The 20,873-nt window shown below is 58.2% G+C and carries 18 protein-coding genes; 13 read left to right on the top strand and 5 right to left on the bottom strand.

The window, feature by feature from the left end; genetic code table 11:
- Positions 1–102: 102 nt before the first annotated feature.
- Entirely contained in the window at positions 103–2,655 is a 2,553-nt protein-coding gene (mrcA, locus tag WFO70_RS20455; RefSeq protein ID WP_337018859.1) for a peptidoglycan glycosyltransferase/peptidoglycan DD-transpeptidase MrcA, read from the top strand.
- 39 nt (positions 2,656–2,694) lie between these two features.
- On the opposite strand, the gene nudE is transcribed toward mrcA, so the two are convergent.
- Positions 2,695–3,255, bottom strand: a complete 561-nt coding sequence (gene nudE / locus WFO70_RS20450; RefSeq protein ID WP_325933988.1) for an ADP compounds hydrolase NudE — start codon at positions 3,253–3,255, stop codon at positions 2,695–2,697.
- A gap of 325 nt (positions 3,256–3,580) precedes the next feature.
- Here nudE and WFO70_RS20445 point away from each other — a divergent pair, with 325 nt between their 5' ends.
- From WFO70_RS20445 to pckA, 5 genes are all read left to right on the top strand, one after another.
- Positions 3,581–5,716, top strand: coding sequence for an intracellular growth attenuator family protein (locus WFO70_RS20445; RefSeq protein WP_337018855.1), 2,136 nt, complete (start codon positions 3,581–3,583; stop codon positions 5,714–5,716).
- Between the two features lie 64 nt (positions 5,717–5,780).
- Positions 5,781–6,464, top strand: a complete 684-nt coding sequence (gene yrfG, locus WFO70_RS20440) for a GMP/IMP nucleotidase (RefSeq protein WP_337018853.1) — start codon at positions 5,781–5,783, stop codon at positions 6,462–6,464.
- Positions 6,461–6,862 carry a ribosome-associated heat shock protein Hsp15 gene (hslR, locus tag WFO70_RS20435; RefSeq protein ID WP_142487380.1) on the top strand — a complete coding sequence of 134 codons (402 nt, stop codon included), beginning with the start codon at positions 6,461–6,463 and terminating at the stop codon, positions 6,860–6,862. The genes yrfG and hslR overlap by 4 nt, the downstream gene beginning before the upstream one ends.
- A 23-nt stretch (positions 6,863–6,885) precedes the next feature.
- The gene (gene hslO, locus WFO70_RS20430; protein ID WP_337018852.1) at positions 6,886–7,764 is read left to right on the top strand and encodes an Hsp33 family molecular chaperone HslO; all 879 of its coding nucleotides are present in this window, start codon (positions 6,886–6,888) and stop codon (positions 7,762–7,764) included.
- A gap of 379 nt (positions 7,765–8,143) precedes the next feature.
- Positions 8,144–9,763, top strand: coding sequence for a phosphoenolpyruvate carboxykinase (ATP) (gene pckA, locus WFO70_RS20425; protein ID WP_337018850.1), 1,620 nt, complete (start codon positions 8,144–8,146; stop codon positions 9,761–9,763).
- Between the two features lie 89 nt (positions 9,764–9,852).
- Here pckA and envZ read toward each other — a convergent pair whose 3' ends face one another.
- On the bottom strand, positions 9,853–11,199 hold the full coding sequence (gene envZ, locus WFO70_RS20420; RefSeq protein ID WP_142487383.1) for a two-component system sensor histidine kinase EnvZ: 1,347 nt from the start codon (positions 11,197–11,199) through the stop codon (positions 9,853–9,855).
- The gene (gene ompR / locus WFO70_RS20415; protein WP_001157751.1) at positions 11,196–11,915 is read right to left on the bottom strand and encodes an osmolarity response regulator transcription factor OmpR; all 720 of its coding nucleotides are present in this window, start codon (positions 11,913–11,915) and stop codon (positions 11,196–11,198) included. The genes envZ and ompR overlap by 4 nt, the downstream gene beginning before the upstream one ends.
- A gap of 227 nt (positions 11,916–12,142) precedes the next feature.
- Between ompR and greB the strand changes: the two genes are divergently transcribed.
- From greB to feoC, 5 genes are all read left to right on the top strand, one after another.
- Complete coding sequence (greB, locus tag WFO70_RS20410; RefSeq protein ID WP_337018848.1) at positions 12,143–12,616, top strand: transcription elongation factor GreB; 474 nt, start codon at positions 12,143–12,145, stop codon at positions 12,614–12,616.
- Between the two features lie 101 nt (positions 12,617–12,717).
- On the top strand, positions 12,718–15,042 hold the full coding sequence (locus tag WFO70_RS20405) for a Tex family protein (RefSeq protein WP_337018846.1): 2,325 nt from the start codon (positions 12,718–12,720) through the stop codon (positions 15,040–15,042).
- Positions 15,043–15,298: 256 nt separating this feature from the next.
- Positions 15,299–15,526 (top strand): ferrous iron transporter A, encoded by a 228-nt coding sequence (gene feoA / locus WFO70_RS20400; protein ID WP_010436417.1) that lies wholly within the window; start codon positions 15,299–15,301, stop codon positions 15,524–15,526.
- A 30-nt stretch (positions 15,527–15,556) separates the two neighbouring features.
- Positions 15,557–17,875: a Fe(2+) transporter permease subunit FeoB gene (gene feoB / locus WFO70_RS20395; protein WP_337018844.1), complete on the top strand. Its 2,319-nt coding sequence runs from the start codon at positions 15,557–15,559 to the stop codon at positions 17,873–17,875.
- 8 nt (positions 17,876–17,883) lie between these two features.
- Entirely contained in the window at positions 17,884–18,120 is a 237-nt protein-coding gene (feoC, locus tag WFO70_RS20390) for a [Fe-S]-dependent transcriptional repressor FeoC (RefSeq protein WP_337018842.1), read from the top strand.
- Positions 18,121–18,151: 31 nt separating this feature from the next.
- Here the strand turns inward: feoC and WFO70_RS20385 are convergent, their stop codons facing one another.
- On the bottom strand, positions 18,152–18,421 hold the full coding sequence (locus tag WFO70_RS20385) for a YdgH/BhsA/McbA-like domain containing protein (RefSeq protein WP_250589551.1): 270 nt from the start codon (positions 18,419–18,421) through the stop codon (positions 18,152–18,154).
- 112 nt (positions 18,422–18,533) lie between these two features.
- Positions 18,534–19,307 carry a pimeloyl-ACP methyl ester esterase BioH gene (gene bioH / locus WFO70_RS20380; RefSeq protein WP_337018840.1) on the bottom strand — a complete coding sequence of 258 codons (774 nt, stop codon included), beginning with the start codon at positions 19,305–19,307 and terminating at the stop codon, positions 18,534–18,536.
- A gap of 36 nt (positions 19,308–19,343) precedes the next feature.
- Here bioH and gntX point away from each other — a divergent pair, with 36 nt between their 5' ends.
- Both gntX and nfuA read left to right on the top strand, forming a co-directional pair.
- On the top strand, positions 19,344–20,027 hold the full coding sequence (gene gntX, locus WFO70_RS20375) for a DNA utilization protein GntX (RefSeq protein ID WP_337018836.1): 684 nt from the start codon (positions 19,344–19,346) through the stop codon (positions 20,025–20,027).
- Positions 20,028–20,085: 58 nt separating this feature from the next.
- The gene (gene nfuA / locus WFO70_RS20370) at positions 20,086–20,661 is read left to right on the top strand and encodes a Fe-S biogenesis protein NfuA (protein ID WP_142487392.1); all 576 of its coding nucleotides are present in this window, start codon (positions 20,086–20,088) and stop codon (positions 20,659–20,661) included.
- Positions 20,662–20,873: the final 212 nt, after the last annotated feature.

Genomic DNA, 20,873 nt, shown 5'->3' with positions numbered 1-20,873 from the left:
CGTCCCGCGGGATGACGGCTATATCAATGCTACAGGCTTGCCTTTATACTACCGCGCGATTGTTTAGAAACTGCCCAGTTCAAACTAAATGGGAAATCTCCAGTGAAGTTCGTAAAGTATTTATTGATCCTTGCAGTCTGTTGCATTCTGCTTGGAGCAGGCTCGATTTTTGGTTTGTACAAATATATTGAGCCGCAACTGCCTGACGTCGCGACGCTTCGTGATGTACGACTCCAGATCCCGATGCAGGTCTACAGCACGGACGGCGAGCTTATCGCCCAGTACGGCGAGAAGCGCCGTATCCCGCTGACCCTGAATCAGATCCCACCCGTAATGGTAAAAGCCTTTATTGCCACCGAGGACAGCCGTTTTTATGAGCACCATGGCGTCGATCCGGTGGGGATTTTCCGTGCCGCCAGCGTGGCGCTGTTCTCAGGTCATGCCTCTCAGGGTGCGAGTACCATCACCCAGCAGCTGGCGCGAAACTTCTTCCTGAGCCCGGAAAAAACGCTGATGCGTAAGGTCAAGGAAGTGTTCCTGGCGATCCGCATTGAGCAGATGCTGAATAAAGATGAGATCCTCGAGCTTTACCTCAACAAGATCTATCTCGGCTACCGTGCCTACGGCGTGGGCGCGGCGGCGCAGGTCTATTTCGGTAAATCCATTGACCAGTTAACCCTGAGTGAAATGGCGACCATCGCCGGTCTGCCGAAGGCACCCTCCACCTTCAACCCGCTCTACTCCCTGGATCGCGCGACCGCACGCCGCAACGTGGTGCTGTCGCGTATGCTGAGCGAAGGCTATATCAGCCAGACCCAGTACGATCAGGCGCGCAACGACGTGATTGACGCCAACTACCATGCGCCGGAAATTGCCTTCTCTGCGCCCTATCTCAGCGAGATGGTGCGTCAGGAGATGGTCTCCCGCTACGGCGAGCATGCCTACGAAGATGGTTACCGCGTCTACACCACCATCACCCGCAACGTCCAGCAGGGCGCGCAGCAGGCGGTGCGTAACAACGTAATTGATTACGATATGCGCCACGGCTACCGCGGCCCGTCAAACGTGCTGTGGAAGGTGGGTGAATCCGCCTGGGACAGCAAAAAGATCACCGATACCCTGAAACCCCTTCCGGGCTACGGGCCGTTTGTCGCGGCAGTGGTGACCCAGGCCAATCCGCAGGAAGCCACGGCGATGCTCGCGGACGGAACCTCGGTGTCGCTGCGCATGGAGGGCATCCGCTGGGCGCGTCCATACCGGTCTGACACCCAGCAGGGTGCCACTCCGCGCAAGGTAACCGATGCGGTGCAGGTGGGTCAGCAGATCTGGGTTCGTCAGGTTAACGACGCCTGGTGGCTGGGGCAGATCCCGGACGTTAACTCCGCGCTGGTCTCCATCGACCCGCATAACGGCGCGGTGCTGGCGCTGGTGGGCGGTTTCGATTTCAACCAGAGTAAATTTAACCGTGCCACCCAGGCGCTGCGCCAGGTCGGTTCTAATATCAAGCCGTTCCTTTACACCGCGGCAATGGACAAGGGCCTGACCCTCGCCAGTGTCCTCAACGACGTGCCGATCTCCCGCTGGGATGCCGGGGCCGGTTCCGACTGGCGGCCGAAAAACTCACCGCCAGAATACGCCGGGCCGATTCGTCTGCGTCAGGGTCTGGGGCAGTCGAAGAACGTGGTGATGGTTCGCGCCATGCGCGCCATGGGCGTCGATTATGCGGCGGAGTATCTGCAACGTTTCGGCTTCCCGGCACAGAACATCGTGCATACCGAGTCGCTGGCGCTGGGCTCGGCCTCCTTTACCCCGCTGCAGGTTGCGCGCGGTTACGCGGTGATGGCGAACGGTGGCTTCCTGGTCGATCCGTTCTTCATCAGCAAAATCGAGAACGATCAGGGCGGCGTTCTGTTCGAAGCCAAACCGAAAATTGCCTGCGCCGAGTGTGATATTCCGGTGATTTATGGCGATACGCCAAAATCAGAATCCCTGAACAACCAGGACATGGAAGACGTTGCTGTTTCCCAGGCGCAGCAAAACGCGGTAGTGCCGCAGCCGCAGCTCGAGCAGGCTAACCAGGCGCTGGTGGCGCAGACCGGGGCTCAGGAGTACGCCCCGCATGTGATTAACACCCCGCTGGCGTTCCTGATCAAAAGCGCGCTGAACAGTAATATCTTTGGCGAGCCGGGCTGGCAGGGTACGGGCTGGCGCGCCGGTCGCGATCTGCAGCGCAAGGATATCGGCGGCAAGACCGGGACCACCAACAGCTCGAAAGATGCATGGTTCTCAGGTTACGGTCCAGGTGCGGTGACCTCGGTGTGGATCGGCTTTGACGATCACCGCCGTGATTTAGGCCGTACCACCGCCTCCGGGGCGATCAAAGATCAGATTTCCGGTTACGAAGGCGGGGCCAAGAGTGCTCAGCCGGCGTGGGATGCCTTTATGAAGATGCTGCTGGACGGCGTGCCGGAGCAGCCATTAACGCCCCCGCCTGGCGTGGTGACGGTCAATATCGATCGCTACAGCGGTCAGCTATCCAATGGCGGCAGCAGTCGGGAAGAGTATTTCATCGAAGGCACACAGCCGACGCATCAGGCGGTGCATGAGGTGGGTACGACGCTGATTGATAACGGCGAGACACAAGAGCTGTTCTAAACGACAACCCCCTTTCCCGATGGGAGAGGGGGACTTCTGCTACAACCTGCCCTGCCCTTTCAGCCACTCCCGCACCAGAAACAGCGCGCTCACGTTCCGGGCTTCGTTAAAATCAGGCTCTTCCAGCAGATCCATCAGATGCGCCAGCGGCCAGCGTACCTGCGGCAGCGGCTCGGGTTCATCCCCTTCCAGCGATTCCGGATAGAGATCTTCCGCCAGCACGATATTCATTTTGCTGGAAAAATAGGAGGGAGCCATGCTGAGCTTTTTCAGGAAGGTTAGCTCATTCGCACCAAACCCTACCTCTTCTTTCAGCTCGCGGTTCGCGGCCTCGTAGACCGATTCACCGGGATCGATCAGCCCTTTAGAGAAGCCAAGTTCGTAAGATTCGGTCCCCACCGCGTACTCGCGGATCAGGATCAGATGCTCGTCAACAATGGGCACAATCATGACGGCTTCGCGCGTGGAGGGACGCATACGCTCGTAGACGCGGCGCACGCCGTTACTGAACTCCAGGTCCACACTTTCAACATTAAACAGACGCGATTTGGCGACGGTCTCAACATTCAGGATGGTGGGCTTTTGTAAGGGTTTGCTCATTTTGATGGGTCTTTGCTGAGTGAACTGGCGTCATTGTGCGATACGCCGCACGGTTTCGGCAATGTCAATCGCGTTTTATTTACATTTATGTAACCTGTGCAGATTCATTCCTTATTTCAGGTAAAATGTCAAGAGCTTGAAATTATTCCAGGAATTTGCTGATATCCCGACAGGATTAGCTTTGCTATCATCAGCGATCACTGGGATGCGCTTCATATTGCTCAAGTTCAACACCTTACATGCCGATAGCCAACCACAGATACGCGTTCACTGTTAAAAAGGTGCTACTGACTACACCTGTAAGAAAAAGTAAGATGGGGAAAGCATGAGCACCATTTTGATTGTCATCGCTGCTATGCTGGCCTGCGCATTCATTGCAGGGTGGTTGTACAGGCGTCGGGCGCAGCGTCGATATCGCCTGCCTTATCTCAATGCCTTTGCCGGGGCGAATACCCGTAAGCTCACCGCTGAAGAACGCAGCGCGATTGAGCAATATCTTGAGTCCTTTAACCGTATCCAGCAGACACCGGCGACAGGTGCCAGCGCCGCGCCGGTTTCGTTAAGCCTCAATGCCCAGAGCAATACCGTGCTCTGCGTGACGCGCTCCATTACCCGCTACGGTATTACCACTGACGATCCCAATAAATGGCGTTACTACCTCGACTCGGCTGAGGTCCATCTGCCGCCGTCCTGGGAACAGTATATCAATGATGAAAACAGCGTTGAGCTGATCCACACCGACTCCATCCCGCTGGTGATTGCCCTCAATGGTCACTCCATCGCCGAGTATGTTCAGGAAGCGCCCCACTTTTCACTGGAGCACGTCAGTTCCACCCAGGCGTCGATTCGTGGCGAAGAGACCGAGCAGATTGAGCTGCTGAATATTCGTCAGGAGACCCACGAAGAGTACGCCCTGAGCCGCCCGGACGGCATTCGCGAAGCATTGCTGATTGTCGCCGCGTTCCTGCTCTTCTTCTTCTGTCTGATGAGCCCGGATGTTTTTGCCCCCTGGCTTGCCGGAGGCGGCGTGCTGTTGCTGGCGGCGGGCCTCTGGGGATTATTTGCCCCGCCCGCTAAAACTGCGCTGCGTGAGATCCACTGCCTGCGCGGCACACCAAAGCGCTGGGGCCTGTTTGGCGAAAACGATCAGGATCACGTCAACAATATCTCGCTGGGGATTATCGACCTGATCTATCCGCGCCACTGGCAGCCTTGGCTGGCGCAGGATTTAGGGCAAAAAACCGATATTGATATCTATCTGGATCGGCACGTCGTGCGCCAGGGCCGCTATTTATCCCTGCATGACGAGGTCAAAAACTTCCCGCTACAGCACTGGCTGCGCAGCACGGTAATTGCCGGTGGTGCCGGGCTGGTGCTGGCGATGCTGGTTCTCTTCGTCCCGCTGGATATGCCGATCAAATTTACCCTGTCGTGGATTAAAGGTGCCCAGACCATCGAGGCCACCAGCGTCGGGGAGCTCGAAAGTGCGGGCGTGCGCATTGGCGATACGCTGCGTCTGAAGGGTACCGGGATGTGTAATATCCACGCTCCTGGCACCTGGAACGCCCGCCAGAGCTCACCTTTTACGCCGTTTGATTGCTCGCAGGTGATCTGGAATGACGCGGCACCCCTGCCGCTGCCGGAATCCGACATCGTCAACAAAGCCACGGCCCTGACTCAGGCGCTGTCGAGCCAGTTGCATCCCAAACCGGAAGATAATTCACGCGTCAGTCCGGCATTACGCTCGGCCATTCAGAAATCGGGCATGATCCTGCTGGATGACTTCGGCGATATCGTGATGAAAACCCAGGAGCTCTGTGCAGAACAGGATGAGTGCGTCCGGCTGAAAAATGCGCTGGTGAACCTCGGCAACAGCAAAGACTGGGAGGCGCTGGTGAAACGTGCCGATGGCGGCCGTCTCGATGGCGTCAACGTGCTGCTGCGTCCGGTCAGCGCGGAGTCGCTGGAAAACCTAGTTGCCACCTCCACCGCGCCGTTCGTCATGCGCGAAACCTCACGTGCCGCGCAGGCGCTTAACAGCCCGGCTCCCGGCGGCTTTGTGATCGTCAGTGACGAAGGCAGCGAGCTGGTCGATCAGCCCTACCCGTCAGTGGCGCTGTATGATTACCCGGCCCAGGAGCAGTGGGGAGAATTCCAGCGCCTGGCCCAGATGCTGATGCGCACGCCGTTCAGCGCCGAAGGGATTGTGACGGGCCTCTTTACCGATGCTAACGGCACCCGCCATGTCGAACTGCACAGCATGCCGGACAGCGCCGGGTTATGGCGCTACATTGCCACCTCGCTGCTGATGCTGACGATGCTGGTCTGCATGCTCTGGAACGCCTTTATGGCGCTGCGCCGCTACCAGCGCTCGCGCACCCGCCTGGCAGATATTCAGCAATACTACGAAAATTGCCTCAACCCGAAGCTTATCCCCGCGCCTGAGAGCCTGATCGGATAACGCTCCCGCGCGGCAGGATATGCTACCCTGTCGCGCACGTTTCTTCTGGCTGGAGTTTTCCCCCATGCATTTTGATATCGCCTGGCAGGAGGTCGATACCGTCCTGCTGGATATGGACGGCACGCTGCTCGATCTCGCTTTTGATAACCACTTCTGGCAAAAACTGGTGCCGGAGACCTACGGCGAGCAGCAGGGGATCTCCCCGGCAGAGGCGCAGGAATTCATCCGCCAGCAATATACCGCCGTACAACATACGCTAAACTGGTACTGCCTGGACTACTGGAGCGAACGCCTCGGTCTGGATATTTGCGCGATGACCACCGCGCAGGGCCCGCACGCCGTGCTGCGTGAAGATACCGTTCCCTTTCTCGATGCCCTGAAAGCGAGCGGCAAGCGGCGCATACTGCTGACCAACGCGCATCCGCATAATCTGGCGGTGAAGCTGGAACATACCGGCCTGGCCTCACACCTTGATTTATTACTTTCCACCCACACATTTGGTTATCCGAAAGAGGATCAGCGATTGTGGCAGGCGGTGGCAGAAGAGACCGGCCTGCAGCCAGAAAGAACGTTGTTCATTGATGACAGCGAACCCATTCTGGATGCGGCGGCAAAATTTGGCATTCGCTATTGCCTTGGCGTCACCAATCCTGATTCTGGCCTGGCTGAAAAAAGCTATCTGCGGCATCCGGGGCTGAACGACTATCGCCGGATGATCCCCTCACTCACCGTGAAGGAGAAGCCATGAAAGAGAAGCCCTCCGAAGGGGTAAGACTGGACAAATGGCTGTGGGCTGCCCGCTTTTACAAAACGCGCGCCCTCGCCCGGGAAATGATTGAAGGCGGCAAAGTGCATTACAACGGGCAGCGCAGCAAACCGAGCAAGCTCGTGGAGCTGAACGCCACCCTGACCCTGCGTCAGGGCAACGACGAACGGACGGTGATCGTGAAAAACGTCACCGAACAGCGTCGCCCGGCAACGGAAGCCAGCACCCTGTATGAAGAGACGGCAGAAAGCGTTGAAAAGCGCGAGAAGATGGCGCAGGCGCGCAAGCTGAATGCCCTGACCATGCCGCATCCCGACAGGCGACCGGACAAGAAAGAGCGTCGCGATCTGATTAAATTTAAAAATGGCGAGAATGAGTGATTCTTGCTGAACGAGAGATGACTATGGCCCAACACGACCAATTACACCGCTATCTGTTTGAACAATTTGCCGTTCGCGGCGAGCTGGTGACGGTATCCGAAACCTGGAAACAGATCCTGGAAAACCACAACTACCCGCAGCCGGTCAAAACCGTGCTGGGCGAGCTGCTGGTTGCCACCAGCCTGCTGACCGCCACCCTGAAATTTGCCGGTGATATTACCGTGCAGCTGCAGGGTGATGGCCCGATGAGCCTGGCGGTGATCAACGGCAATAACCAGCAGCAGATGCGCGGCGTGGCGCGCGTACAGGGCGAGATCCCGGAAGGCGCAGACCTGAAAACCCTGGTCGGTAACGGCTACCTGGTGATCACCATCTCTCCGGAAGAGGGTGAACGCTATCAGGGCGTGGTCGGTCTGGAAGGCGATACGCTTGCCGCCTGCCTGGAAGATTACTTCATGCGTTCCGAACAGCTGCCAACCCGCCTGTTCATCCGTACCGGTGAAGTGGATGGCCAGCCTGCAGCCGGCGGTATGCTGCTCCAGGTGCTGCCTGCGCAGGATGCTCAGACCAATGATTTCGAGCATCTGGCAACGCTGACCGAAACCATCAAAGCCGAAGAGCTGCTGACTCTGCCAGCGAACGAAGTGCTGTGGCGTTTGTACCACGAAGAAGAGGTGACGCTGTACGATCCGCAGGACGTCGAGTTCAAATGCACCTGCTCCCGTGAACGCTGTGCGGGCGCGCTGAAAACCCTGCCGGATGAAGAGATCGACAGCATCATGGCCGAAGAGGGCGAGATCGACATGCACTGCGACTATTGCGGTTCGCATTACGTCTTCAACGCGATGGACATTGCTGAGATCCGTAATAACGCCTCCCCGGCCGATCCTCAGTTGCACTAAGTTGTCCCGTTAACTGCCCTCTGAAGGGGGCAGTTGACCTTTCCCTCTGCTCGGCTACCCTTTCTTTTTATTCACTATTCCTGCCAGTTCTGCTGAATCGTTATCAGTAATGTAAGTCTTTCGTAATTTTCTTTCATGTATGCGCTTACACTCACATTCTCGTAGTTAAATTTACCAGCAATTAACCTTTTCAGAACATTTTCGCCAACCAAAAAGTGATTCCTGCCATAATCTGCTCCGCGAAGTGACAGGAGTCACAGCGTTTTCCGTCATAAAGGGTTTTTGTCCAGATACGCAAATCTATGAGCCCGGTCGCGGTTAACATTCGAGGAAAAACCCTACAATTTCAGGCAGTATATATTGGCTAAGGAGCAGTGATATGCGTGTTAATGGTTTAACCCCGCAGGATCTCAAGGCTTATGGTATCAACGACGCTCACGATATCGTCTACAACCCCGATTACGATACGCTGTATCAGGAAGAGCTCAATCCAGCACTGGAAGGATACGAACGCGGTATATTGACGACCACCGGCGCTATCGCTGTCGACACCGGTATTTTTACCGGCCGTTCGCCGAAAGATAAGTACATTGTCCGTGACGACACCACCCGCGACACCCTGTGGTGGGCGGATAACGGCAAAGGGAAGAACGACAATAAAGCGATCTCCCCGGAAGTCTGGCAGCAGCTGAAAACCCTCGTCACCCAACAACTCTCCGGCAAGCGTCTGTTCATCATCGATGCTTACTGCGGCGCCAACGCCGACACCCGCCTTTCCGTTCGCTTTATCACCGAAGTCGCCTGGCAGGCGCATTTCGTGAAGAACATGTTCATTCGCCCCACCGATGAAGAGCTGCAGAGCTTCGAACCTGACTTCGTGGTGATGAACGGTGCGAAATGCACCAACCCGAACTGGAAAGAGCAGGGTCTGAACTCAGAAAACTTCGTCGCCTTTAACCTGACGGAGCGTATCCAGCTGATCGGCGGGACCTGGTACGGCGGCGAAATGAAGAAAGGGATGTTCTCGGTGATGAACTACCTGCTGCCGCTCCAGGGCATTGCCTCGATGCACTGCTCGGCGAACGTGGGCGAGAAAGGCGACGTGGCGGTGTTCTTCGGCCTGTCCGGCACCGGTAAAACCACCCTCTCCACCGATCCGAAACGCCGCCTGATCGGCGATGACGAACACGGCTGGGATGATGACGGGGTATTCAACTTCGAAGGCGGCTGCTACGCCAAGACTATTCGTCTGTCGGCAGAAGCGGAGCCGGATATCTTCCAGGCGATCCGCCGCGATGCGCTGCTGGAGAACGTGACGGTGCGTGCCGACGGGTCGGTCGATTTTGACGATGCGTCCAAAACCGAAAACACCCGCGTCAGCTACCCTATCTACCACATCGACAACATTGTTAAGCCGGTGTCGAAAGCAGGCCACGCGACCAAGGTGATCTTCCTCACCGCCGACGCGTTCGGCGTGCTGCCGCCGGTTTCACGCCTGACCGCCAGCCAGACCCAGTATCACTTCCTCTCCGGTTTTACCGCCAAGCTGGCCGGTACCGAGCGCGGCGTGACTGAGCCGACCCCAACCTTCTCCGCCTGCTTCGGCGCAGCCTTCCTGTCGCTGCACCCGACCCAGTACGCCGAAGTGCTGGTGAAACGCATGCAGGCCGCAGGTGCTCAGGCGTATCTGGTGAACACCGGCTGGAACGGCACCGGCAAACGTATCTCCATCAAAGATACCCGCGCCATTATCGACGCCATTCTGAACGGTTCCCTGGACGAAGCGGAAACCTTCACCCTGCCAATGTTCGACCTGGCGATCCCGACCGAACTGCCGGGCGTGGACAGCCATATTCTCGACCCGCGCAACACCTACGCGTCACCGGAGCAGTGGCAGGAAAAAGCCACTACTCTGGCGAAACTGTTCGTGGAAAACTTCGAGAAGTACACCGATACGCCAGCGGGTGCGGCATTGGTGAGTGCGGGGCCTAAGCTGTAGAGACTGTGCCGGGTGGCGCTGCGCTTACCCGGCCTATAAAAAACCTGAACGTAGGCCGGGTAAGGCGAAGCCGCCACCCGGCTTATTTTTTAGCTCTCTTTCACCTGCCCACGCGTAAACGGAACCGGCAGCCACGCGCGGATACTCAACCCGCCCCGCTCGCTGGTACCAATCTCCAGCAGGCCGTTATGGTTATCCACGATACGCTGCACAATCGCCAGGCCTAAACCGGTGCCGCTGGTGCTGCGCGCGCTGTCGCCACGCACAAAGGGCTGGAAGAGATGTTTCCGCTGCTCCGGCTTGATCCCCGGACCGTCGTCCTCCACCTGGAACCAGGCGCGGTTCAGTTCAGACCCGCTGCTGACCTTGATCCAGCCGTTACCGTAGCGAGCGGCATTGACCACCATATTCGCCACCGCACGCTTGATGGAGAGAGGATGCATGCGCACGGTGATATCACCCGGCTGCAGGTCGGTTTCGATCTCACGCTCGTAACCGCTCTCGGCGGCCACCACTTCGCCCAGCACCGCATTCAGTTCCGCGATCTCCATCGGCATCTCCTGCCCGGTGCGCAGGTAGTCGATGAACTGCTCGATAATGGCGTTGCACTCTTCGATGTCCTTGTTGATGGACTCCGCCAGGTAGCCATCCTCTTCGCCCATCATCTCGGTGGCGAGGCGAATACGCGTCAGCGGGGTGCGCAGGTCATGGCTGACCCCGGCCATCAGCAGGGTACGGTCATCGGCGAGCTGCTTAACCCCTGCCGCCATATGATTGAACGCCCGGGTTACCGAGCGCACTTCCGACGCGCCATACTCGCGCAGCGGAGGCGGGATAATGCCTTTACCGACCTGCAGCGCCGCGTGCTCCAGGTCGACCAGTGGTCGGTTCTGGATACGAATAAACAGCCACGCGCCGCCTATCGCCAGCAGCATGATCGCCAGGGTGTAACGGAACAGCGGCGAGAAGTCGCCCTGATGGATTTCGGTCAGCGGGACGCGCACCCAGATGTTGGGTGAGAGCCAGGTTTTCAGCCAGACTACCGGCGAGCTTTTGTTGACCTCAACGCGCACTTCCGTTGGGCCGCCCAGCTGCTGCGCCATCTGCTGGCTGAGGAATTCGTAGTGTTGCGCCCAGCGCAGGCCTGCGTCTTCCGCCGCTTCGTTGGAATAGAGCGATATCCCCAGCTCACGGTAGATTTCCCGGCGAAACGCCGGTGGCACCACCAGCTGCGTGCCATCTTCCAGCTGCAGTTTATCGGTCATCAGCATACGTACTTCGTAGGCCAGGACCTTATTAAACTGCTGGAGACTCGGCAGGATCGCAAAGTTCAGCACCACAAGGTAGGTCGTCACCAGGCTGACAAACAGCAGGGTGACGATCAGTAACAGAGTGCGGGCAAACGAGCTACGCGGCGAGAAACGCATTCGCCTCATGCTTTAGAGCCGTCCGGGACAAACACGTAGCCCAGACCCCAGACGGTCTGGATATAGCGCGGATGCGCCGGATCCTCTTCCACCATGCGACGCAGGCGGGAGATCTGCACGTCGATGGAACGCTCCATCGCGGAATATTCGCGGCCACGGGCCAGGTTCATCAGCTTATCGCGGGAGAGTGGCTCGCGCGGGTGGCTGACTAAGGCTTTCAGCACCGCGAACTCACCGCTGGTCAGCGGCATAGGCTCATCTTCACGAAACATCTCGCGGGTACCGAGGTTCAGCTTGAACTTACCGAAGGCGATCACCGCCTCTTCCTGGGACGGCGCACCCGGCAGTTCGTTCGCCTGACGACGCAGTACGGCACGGATACGGGCAAGCAGCTCACGCGGGTTAAACGGCTTTGGAATGTAGTCGTCGGCGCCAATTTCGAGGCCCACGATACGGTCAACCTCTTCCCCTTTCGCCGTCACCATAATGATCGGCATCGGGTTGCTCTGGCTGCGCAGACGACGGCAGATGGAGAGCCCATCTTCGCCCGGCAGCATCAGATCCAGCACCATCAGGTGGAAGGATTCGCGGGTTAACAGGCGATCCATCTGTTCGGCGTTGGCGACGCTACGAACCTGGAAGCCCTGCTCGGTCAGATAACGCTCGAGCAGCGCGCGCAGGCGCATGTCGTCATCCACCACCAGAATCTTATAATTCTCTTGCATTGTCAGTACTCCCAAAGGTTCGGATAATCTTGAACAGCGTATTCTAAAAAAGTGCACGTCCACGACCAGCTAATTCTGGTATAAATTCTAGTCGAAATTGTTACAAAGCATATTTTACAGGAGCTTATCTGCACAATTCGTCACATAACTCATTATTAATCTTGTCTGTTACGCTAAGTGATACGTAATGTGCGCAAGGTATGCAACCTAAGTCGTAAGGCCAGAGTATGAAAACGCCCCTGATCACCCGCGAAGGGTATGAAAATCTGAAGAAAGAGATGGACACGCTGTGGCGGGAAGAGCGCCCGGAGGTGACAAAAAAAGTGACCTGGGCCGCAAGCCTGGGCGATCGCAGCGAAAACGCCGACTACCAGTACAACAAGAAACGGCTGCGCGAAATCGACCGCCGGGTGCGGTATCTGACCAAATGCCTTGAGCACCTGAAAATTGTCGATTACTCCCCGCAGCAGGAGGGCAAAGTCTTCTTCGGCGCGTGGGTGGAGATCGAAAACGACGACGGCGATCTCAAGCGCTTTCGAATTGTCGGCTACGATGAAATTTTTGGTCGTAAGGATTACATCTCCATCGACTCGCCAATGGCCCGGGCGCTGCTGAAAAAAGAGGTCGGCGATCTGGCCGTCGTGCAGACCCCCGCCGGGGAAGCGACCTGGTATGTGAACGCCATCGACTATGTGAAATAACCCGCCGGAACAATCTGAGAGCCTGGCGCAGCGGCTGGCATTTTGCCGTGCCAGTCCGTATAACTATCCCCTGATTTTTCGACCCACAAGATGAAATAGCCATGATGAAAGATTCGCTCTGCCGCATTATTGCGGGTGAACTTCAGGCCAGGGCTGAACAGGTAGAAGCTGCCGTTCGCCTGCTTGATGAAGGGAACACCGTGCCGTTTATCGCACGTTATCGTAAGGAAGTGACTGGCGGTCTGGATGATACGCAGCTGCGTAACCTGGAGACCCGCCTTGGCTATCTGCGTGAACTGGAAGACAGACGTCAGGCGATCCTGAAATCCATCGGTGAACAGGGCAAGCTGACCGACGAGCTGGCCAAAGCCATCAACGGTACCCTGAATAAAACCGAACTCGAAGACCTCTACCTGCCGTACAAACAGAAACGCCGCACCCGCGGGCAGATTGCCATTGAAGCGGGCCTTGAGCCGCTGGCGGATCTGCTGTGGACCACGCCGTCCCACGACCCGGAAACCGAAGCCGCGAAGTTTATCGATGCCGAAAAAGGCGTGGCCGACACCAAAGCCGCTCTCGACGGCGCACGCTACATTCTGATGGAGCGTTTTGCCGAAGACGCCGCCCTGCTGGCAAAAGTGCGTGACTACCTGTGGAAGAATGCCCATATCGTCTCCACCGTGGTGAGCGGCAAAGAGGAAGAAGGGGCGAAATTCCGCGACTACTTCGATCACCACGAACCGATTTCTACCACCCCTTCTCACCGCGCGCTGGCGATGTTCCGCGGCCGCAACGAAGGGGTGCTGCAGCTCTCCCTCAACGCCGACCCGCAGTTTGACGAGCCGCCGAAAGAGAGCCACGGCGAGCAGATCATCACCGACCATCTCGGCCTGCGCCTGAACAATGCCCCGGCGGATAGCTGGCGCAAAGGAGTAGTAAGCTGGACCTGGCGTATCAAGGTGCTGATGCACCTCGAAACCGAACTGATGGGCACCGTGCGCGAGCGCGCCGAAGATGAGGCGATTAACGTCTTTGCCCGTAACCTGCACGATCTGCTGATGGCCGCTCCGGCGGGCCTGCGCGCCACCATGGGTCTCGATCCGGGCCTGCGTACCGGCGTGAAAGTAGCGGTGGTAGATGGCACCGGCAAGCTGGTTGCTACCGACACCATCTACCCGCACACCGGCCAGGCAGCCAAAGCGGCCGTGGCCGTGGCGGCGCTGTGCGAAAAGCATAACGTGGAGCTGGTGGCGATCGGCAACGGTACCGCCTCCCGTGAAACCGAGCGTTTCTTCCTCGATCTGCAAAAGCAGTTCCCGAAAGTGACGGCCCAGAAAGTGATTGTCAGCGAAGCGGGCGCGTCCGTGTACTCAGCCTCCGAGCTGGCGGCGCAGGAGTTCCCGGATCTGGACGTCTCCCTGCGCGGTGCGGTCTCTATCGCCCGTCGCCTGCAGGATCCGCTGGCCGAGCTGGTGAAGATCGACCCGAAATCCATTGGCGTGGGCCAGTACCAGCACGACGTCAGCCAGACGCAGCTGGCGCGTAAGCTGGACGCGGTGGTGGAAGACTGCGTGAACGCCGTCGGCGTTGACCTGAACACCGCCTCCGTCGCCCTGCTGACCCGCGTGGCCGGTTTAACCCGCATGATGGCGCAGAACATCGTCGCCTGGCGTGATGAGAACGGCCAGTTCCAGAACCGTCAGCAGCTGCTGAAGGTAAGCCGTCTGGGGCCGAAAGCGTTCGAGCAGTGCGCGGGCTTCCTGCGTATCAACCACGGCGACAACCCGCTGGATGCCTCTACCGTTCACCCGGAAGCCTATCCGGTGGTGGAACGTATTCTGGCGGCCACCCAGCAGGCGCTGAAGACCCTGATGGGCAACAGCAGCGAGCTGCGTAATCTGAAAGCGGTCGACTTCACCGATGAGAAATTCGGCGTGCCGACGGTATCCGACATCATCAAAGAGCTGGAGAAGCCGGGCCGCGACCCGCGTCCGGAGTTCAAAACCGCGCAGTTTGCCGAAGGCGTGGAGACCATGAACGACCTGCTGCCCGGTATGGTGCTGGAAGGTGCAGTCACCAACGTCACCAACTTTGGTGCCTTTGTCGATATCGGTGTGCATCAGGATGGTCTGGTTCATATCTCCTCCCTTGCCGACAAGTTCGTGGAAGATCCGCACACCGTGGTGAAAGCTGGCGACATCGTGAAGGTCAAAGTGCTGGAGGTGGACCTGCAGCGCAAGCGTATCGCCCTGACCATGCGTCTGGACGAGCAGCCTGGCGAGACCAATGCCCGTCGCGGCGGCGGTAACAGCGATGCGCGTCAGCAGCAGCGTCCGGCGGCGAAACCGCGCGGGCGTGAAGCACAGCCCTCCGGCAACAGCGCGATGATGGATGCGCTGGCGGCGGCGATGGGTAAAAAGCGTTAATCATTTCCCCTCTCCTCTTTGAGGAGAGGGTTTATTTGTTATTTTTTATTTAATCATTCCGCAAATAAAAAACTCCTCGTCAGCACTTTATTAACAAATAACACATTCACTTCTTCCGCAAATATTGAGCAAGGTCAAGCAGCCTGCAAATTAATGGCTCTGGCTACATTCCGTCACATATTTAATATTGATGATAGAAACCATTCTCATTACCATTGTGTCTGTTGATTATTTAACCTTCCGTTAAGTAGGCACTATGCAATTCACTCCAGACAGCGCGTGGAAAATTACCGGCTTCACCCGCGAAATAAGCCCGGCCTACCGGCAGAAACTGCTCTCTTTAGGGATGCTACCCGGCTCCTCTTTCCAGGTGGTGCGCGTTGCGCCGCTGGGCGATCCGGTGCATATCGAAACCCGTCGAGTGAATCTGGTTCTGCGTAAGAAAGATCTCGCTTTAATAGAAGTTGAAGCCCTGTCTCAATAACACGCCAGCTCCCGTAGCGAGTCGAACAGAATGAAAAAACTCACCATTGGCTTAATTGGTAATCCAAATTCCGGCAAGACCACGTTATTTAACCAGCTTACTGGCGCACGCCAGCGGGTAGGAAACTGGGCGGGTGTCACGGTCGAACGGAAAGAGGGCCAGTTTGCGACCACCGATAATCAGGTCACCCTCGTCGATCTGCCCGGCACTTACTCGTTAACCACCATCTCCTCCCAGACCTCGCTGGATGAGCAGATCGCCTGTCACTACATTCTGAGCGGCGACGCCGACCTGCTGATCAACGTGGTGGATGCCTCGAACCTTGAGCGCAACCTCTACCTGACGTTGCAGCTGCTGGAGCTGGGCATCCCCTGCGTGGTGGCGCTGAACATGCTCGATATCGCGGAGAAGCAGCAGATCCGCATCGACGTTGACGCCCTCTCCGCCCGCCTGGGTTGCCCGGTGGTGCCGCTGGTCTCCACCCGCGCCCGCGGGATCGACGCCCTTAAGCTGGCCATCGACCGCCATACCCGCAATGCCGACGTGGAGCTGGTGCATTACGCCCAGCCGCTGCTGCGGGAAGCGGGGATCCTCGCTCAGGAGATGGCGCACAGCATGCCGTTTAAACAGCGTCACTGGCTGGGCCTGCAGATGCTGGAAGGGGACATCTACAGCCGCGCCTATGCCGGTGATGCCGCGCAGTATCTGGATGTCTCCCTCGCGCGCCTGAACGACGAGCTGGACGACCCGGCCCTGCACATTGCCGATGCCCGCTATCAGAGCATCGCCGCCATTTGCGACGTGGTCAGCAACGCCCTCACCGCCGAGCCGAGCCGCTTTACCCGGGCGATGGACACCGTCATCCTCAACCGTTTCCTCGGCCTGCCGGTGTTCCTGCTGGTGATGTACGTGATGTTCCTGCTGGCCATCAACATCGGCGGCGCGCTACAGCCGCTGTTTGATGTCGGCTCGGTGGCGATCTTCATTCACGGCATTCAGTGGCTGGGCTACACCCTGCACCTGCCGGAGTGGCTGACCATTTTCCTCGCCCAGGGGCTGGGCGGCGGGATCAACACCGTCCTGCCGCTGGTGCCGCAGATCGGCATGATGTATCTGTTCCTGTCGTTCCTTGAGGACTCCGGTTACATGGCCCGCGCGGCCTTCGTGATGGATCGCCTGATGCAGGCCCTCGGTCTGCCGGGTAAATCTTTTGTGCCGCTGATTGTCGGCTTCGGCTGCAACGTCCCGTCGGTGATGGGTGCCCGCACCCTGGATGCGCCCCGCGAACGGCTGATGACCATCATGATGGCACCGTTTATGTCCTGCGGTGCTCGTCTGGCGATCTTTGCGGTGTTTGCCGCCGCCTTCTTTGGTCAGGAGGGGGCTTTGGCGGTCTTCTCCCTGTACGTGCTGGGCATCGTGATGGCGATCCTCACCGGTCTGATGCTCAAACACACTATTATGCGTGGTGAAGCCACGCCGTTCGTGATGGAGCTGCCGGTCTACCACGTCCCGCATCTGAAAAGCCTGCTGATCCAGACCTGGCAGCGGCTGAAAGGCTTTGTTCTGCGGGCGGGTAAAGTGATTGTGGTGGTCAGCATCTTCCTCAGCGCGCTGAACAGCTTTACCCTCAGCGGCCAGGCGGCGGACAACATTAACGACTCGGCGCTGGCCTCCGTCAGCCGCGTTATCACCCCGCTGTTCAAACCGATTGGCGTGCATGAAGACAACTGGCAGGCCACCGTCGGGCTGTTCACCGGCGCGATGGCGAAAGAGGTGGTGGTCGGCACGCTCAACACCCTCTACACCGCAGAAAATATTCAGGAACAGGAATTCAACCCGGCGGAGTTCCACCTCGGGGACGAACTGTTCAGCGCCGTGGATGAAACCTGGCAGAGCCTGAAAGAGACCTTCAGCCTGAGCGTGCTGGCGAACCCGATTGAAGCCAGCAAAGGCGACGGAGAGATGGCAACCGGCGCGATGGGCGTGATGAGCGAGAAGTTTGGCAGCGCCTCGGCGGCCTACAGCTACCTGATCTTCGTCCTGCTCTACATTCCGTGCATCTCGGTGATGGGGGCCATCGCTCGCGAATCGAGCCGCGGCTGGATGGGCTTCTCGGTCCTGTGGGGGCTGAATATCGCCTGGTCACTGGCAACGGTGTACTACCAGACGGTGAACTTCAGCCAGCATCCGCAGTACAGCATGACCTGTATCCTGGCGGTGGTGCTGTTTAACGTAGTGGTGATGGGCCTGTTGCGCCGGGCGCGCAGCCGCGTGGACGTCAACCTGCTGGCGAAAGGCAGAACCGCAGCGGCCTGCTGTGATAGCCCGGCCAGCGACTGTCATTAGGAGGCAACATGGCATCGTTAATTGAGGTTCGTGATTTACTGGCGCTGCAGGGGAGAATGGAGGCCACCCAGCTCAGCCAGGTCCTGCGCACGCCGCAGGCGATGATCGAGGCCATGCTGCAACGTCTGGAGGCGATGGGGAAAGCGCAGCGCATCCAGGAGGATGCCGACGGCTGCTTATCCGGCAGCTGTAAAAGCTGTCCTGAAGGAAAAGCCTGCCTCAGGGAGTGGTGGGCGCTTCGGTAACCCGAAGCGCCACCCGGCCATCAGCGGGAAGTTACTTGAACACTTCTGCCGTGGCACGAATATCTTTTTCGTTCTTCGTGCCGCTGGTAATCACGTAGTAAGTGCCGCCCATTTCATCTGCTTTATCAGACAGCTCTTTTTTGGCGTCCATCGGCGCGGTTTTGTCAGAAGTAGAAACGTCCCCGACCTTCGTCAGATTCATCTTTTTAGCTTCATCGCGTTGCAGCTCTTTCGCCGCAAAAGCGCCAAAAGACAGCGATCCAATAACCAGTGAAGCGACAATTCCTGTGACAAGTTTCATATCCATACTCTCCATCGATTGGTAATTGTGTTTATCGCTGGCGTTACCGCCACCACGACAGAAATAAGTATCGTAGCGGCTGACGACTTTTTCCATTATGAAGATAAAACAATCAGAGAATTCGCTGACGCAGCGCCGTTAAGGCGGCGCAAAAGGCCTCCGGATGCGAGATGAAAGGCGCATGGGCAGCTTTAGCGATCACCTGCGATTCGCTTTGCGGCCACAGGGCGTCGAGCAGCGGCACCACCTTGCGCGGCACCAGCCCGTCGAGATAACCATAGATGCGCAGATGCGGCAGCGTCAGCGACGCCAGCGGCTCACGCAGATCGACCGTTTTCAGGATCTCCAGCCCACCATTCAGCACCGCCACTTCCGGCATCGGCAATGACAGCACCGTGGCCTTCAGCGTGCGGGCGTCCTGCCGCGCGGTCTCTGTACCCATGGTCTGCAGGGCCAGGAAACGCTCCACCGTGCGCTGGAAATCGTTGCTCAGCTGCTGCTGGAACCCGGCCAGCACCTCGGGTTTGATCCCCGGCCACTCTGCCCGGGCGCTAAAACAGGGGGAGGATGCCACGGTCACCAGAGCCTGCACGCGCTCAGGATGGGTCAGGGCAATCTGGCTCGCCACCAGCCCACCAAGGCTCCAGCCCAGCCAGATCGCCTTATCCGGGGCCTGAGCCAGCACCTGCTCCGCCATGTCGGCCAGCGGCATGGCACCGAAATCACGGCTGCGGCCAAACCCCGGCAGATCCACCAGGTGCAGCGTGAATTGCGAGGAGAGTTCCTCGCTAATGCAACGCCAGACTTCGGCATTCAGCCCCCATCCGTGCAGCAGCACAAGATGACAATTTCCTGTCCCGACGGTCTGCCACCAAAGGTTGTTCATCGATTACTGTTCTCTTTTTTCACAAGGAGGTTGTCTATGCTAACAGTGCCCGGCTTGTGCTGGCTATGCCGGATGCCGCTTACGCTCAGCCACTGGGGCGTCTGTTCGGTGTGCGAAAAGGGGCTGGCGGAGCGTGGCGGCGTTTGTCCCCGCTGCGGCTTACCGGCCATCCACCCTCACCTGCCCTGCGGGCGCTGTCTGCGCAGACCGCCGCCGTGGCAGGCGCTGGTGGCGGTGAGCGGCTATACGCCGCCGCTGAGCCAGCTGGTGCATCAGCTGAAGTTTTCCCGCCGCAGCCAGCTGGCAAAACCGCTGGCCAGGCTGTTACTGCTGGCGCTCCTGCGCGCCAGGCGCAGCCGGGGCTTACCGGGTGTGGATATGCTGGTGTGCGTGCCGCTGTGGTCCCGGCGTCACTGGCGGCGCGGGTTTAACCAGAGCGACCTGCTCTGTCGTCCGCTGGCCCGCTGGCTAAACTGCCGCTATGTTCCCGAGGCCATTCGCCGGATCCGCGCCACCCCGGTCCAACATCAGCTCAGCGCCAGACTGCGTAAACGTAACCTCCAGCACGCTTTTGCGCTTGAATTACCGGTCGCCGGACGCCATATCGCAGTGGTGGATGATGTCGTGACAACAGGCGCTACCGTCGCGGAGCTCTCCCGCCTGCTTTTGCGAAGCGGCGCGGCGTCGGTTCAGGTATGGTGTCTGTGTCGAACCTTGTAGCGCCCTCAGGTTGGGCGTATTATACCCAGGTATTTTAGTCAACTATTAGGCCAATGCTATGATCCGTATTTCCGATGCTGCACAAGCGCACTTTGCCAAACTGCTGGCAAATCAGGAAGAAGGGACCCAGATCCGCGTGTTCGTGATCAACCCGGGCACCCCGAATGCAGAATGCGGCGTCTCTTATTGCCCACCGGATGCTGTGGAAGCAACTGACACTGCCCTGAAATTTGAGCAACTCACTGCCTATGTCGATGAGCTGAGCTCCCCGTATCTGGAAGATGCGGAAATTGATTTTGTGACCGACCAGCTGGGTTCCCAGTTAACCCTGAAAGCACCGAACGCTAAAATGCGCAAAGTGACCGACGACGCCCCGCTGATGGAGCGCGTTGAGTACCTGCTGCAGTCCCAGATCAACCCACAGCTGGCCGGCCACGGTGGTCGCGTCACCCTGATGGAGATCACCGAAGACGGTCTGGCCATTCTGCAGTTTGGCGGCGGCTGTAACGGCTGCTCCATGGTCGACGTGACCCTGAAAGAGGGGATCGAGAAGCAGCTGCTGAACGAGTTCCCTGAGCTGAAAGGCGTGCGCGACCTCACCGAACACCAGCGTGGCGAACACTCCTACTACTGATTGCCCGTCTGTTTGCCCGGTGGCGCTACGCTTACCGGGCTAATCCCCCCTTTTTTCCCCTGCCTTATAACATGACCTGCGTCTCAGAATTCACATTTTGGCCGCCAGGGTGATTCTCAATCCGCCCATGTTACCCGTATCATTCTCGTGGGCACTTAAACACCTTACGCCGACCGACTAAGCTTAATGATTTAGAAGGCAGCCTGTCTTTG

The sequence above is a fragment of the Leclercia sp. AS011 genome, assembly GCF_037152535.1.
Classification (GTDB): Bacteria; Pseudomonadota; Gammaproteobacteria; order Enterobacterales; family Enterobacteriaceae; genus Enterobacter.
This window is presented reverse-complemented; position numbering and strand designations above follow the sequence as displayed.

Bases quoted from the DNA above. Each gene is read 5' to 3' on its own strand.
- nudE (WP_325933988.1), bottom strand. From the start codon at position 3,255: ATGAGCAAACCCTTACAAAAGCCCACCATCCTGAATGTTGAGACCGTC.
- WFO70_RS20445 (WP_337018855.1), top strand. From the start codon at position 3,581: ATGAGCACCATTTTGATTGTCATCGCTGCTATGCTGGCCTGCGCATTC.
- yrfG (WP_337018853.1), top strand. From the start codon at position 5,781: ATGCATTTTGATATCGCCTGGCAGGAGGTCGATACCGTCCTGCTGGAT.
- hslR (WP_142487380.1), top strand. From the start codon at position 6,461: ATGAAAGAGAAGCCCTCCGAAGGGGTAAGACTGGACAAATGGCTGTGG.
- hslO (WP_337018852.1), top strand. From the start codon at position 6,886: ATGGCCCAACACGACCAATTACACCGCTATCTGTTTGAACAATTTGCC.
- pckA (WP_337018850.1), top strand. From the start codon at position 8,144: ATGCGTGTTAATGGTTTAACCCCGCAGGATCTCAAGGCTTATGGTATC.
- envZ (WP_142487383.1), bottom strand. From the start codon at position 11,199: ATGAGGCGAATGCGTTTCTCGCCGCGTAGCTCGTTTGCCCGCACTCTG.
- ompR (WP_001157751.1), bottom strand. From the start codon at position 11,915: ATGCAAGAGAATTATAAGATTCTGGTGGTGGATGACGACATGCGCCTG.
- greB (WP_337018848.1), top strand. From the start codon at position 12,143: ATGAAAACGCCCCTGATCACCCGCGAAGGGTATGAAAATCTGAAGAAA.
- WFO70_RS20405 (WP_337018846.1), top strand. From the start codon at position 12,718: ATGATGAAAGATTCGCTCTGCCGCATTATTGCGGGTGAACTTCAGGCC.
- feoA (WP_010436417.1), top strand. From the start codon at position 15,299: ATGCAATTCACTCCAGACAGCGCGTGGAAAATTACCGGCTTCACCCGC.
- feoB (WP_337018844.1), top strand. From the start codon at position 15,557: ATGAAAAAACTCACCATTGGCTTAATTGGTAATCCAAATTCCGGCAAG.
- feoC (WP_337018842.1), top strand. From the start codon at position 17,884: ATGGCATCGTTAATTGAGGTTCGTGATTTACTGGCGCTGCAGGGGAGA.
- WFO70_RS20385 (WP_250589551.1), bottom strand. From the start codon at position 18,421: ATGAAACTTGTCACAGGAATTGTCGCTTCACTGGTTATTGGATCGCTG.
- bioH (WP_337018840.1), bottom strand. From the start codon at position 19,307: ATGAACAACCTTTGGTGGCAGACCGTCGGGACAGGAAATTGTCATCTT.
- gntX (WP_337018836.1), top strand. From the start codon at position 19,344: ATGCTAACAGTGCCCGGCTTGTGCTGGCTATGCCGGATGCCGCTTACG.
- nfuA (WP_142487392.1), top strand. From the start codon at position 20,086: ATGATCCGTATTTCCGATGCTGCACAAGCGCACTTTGCCAAACTGCTG.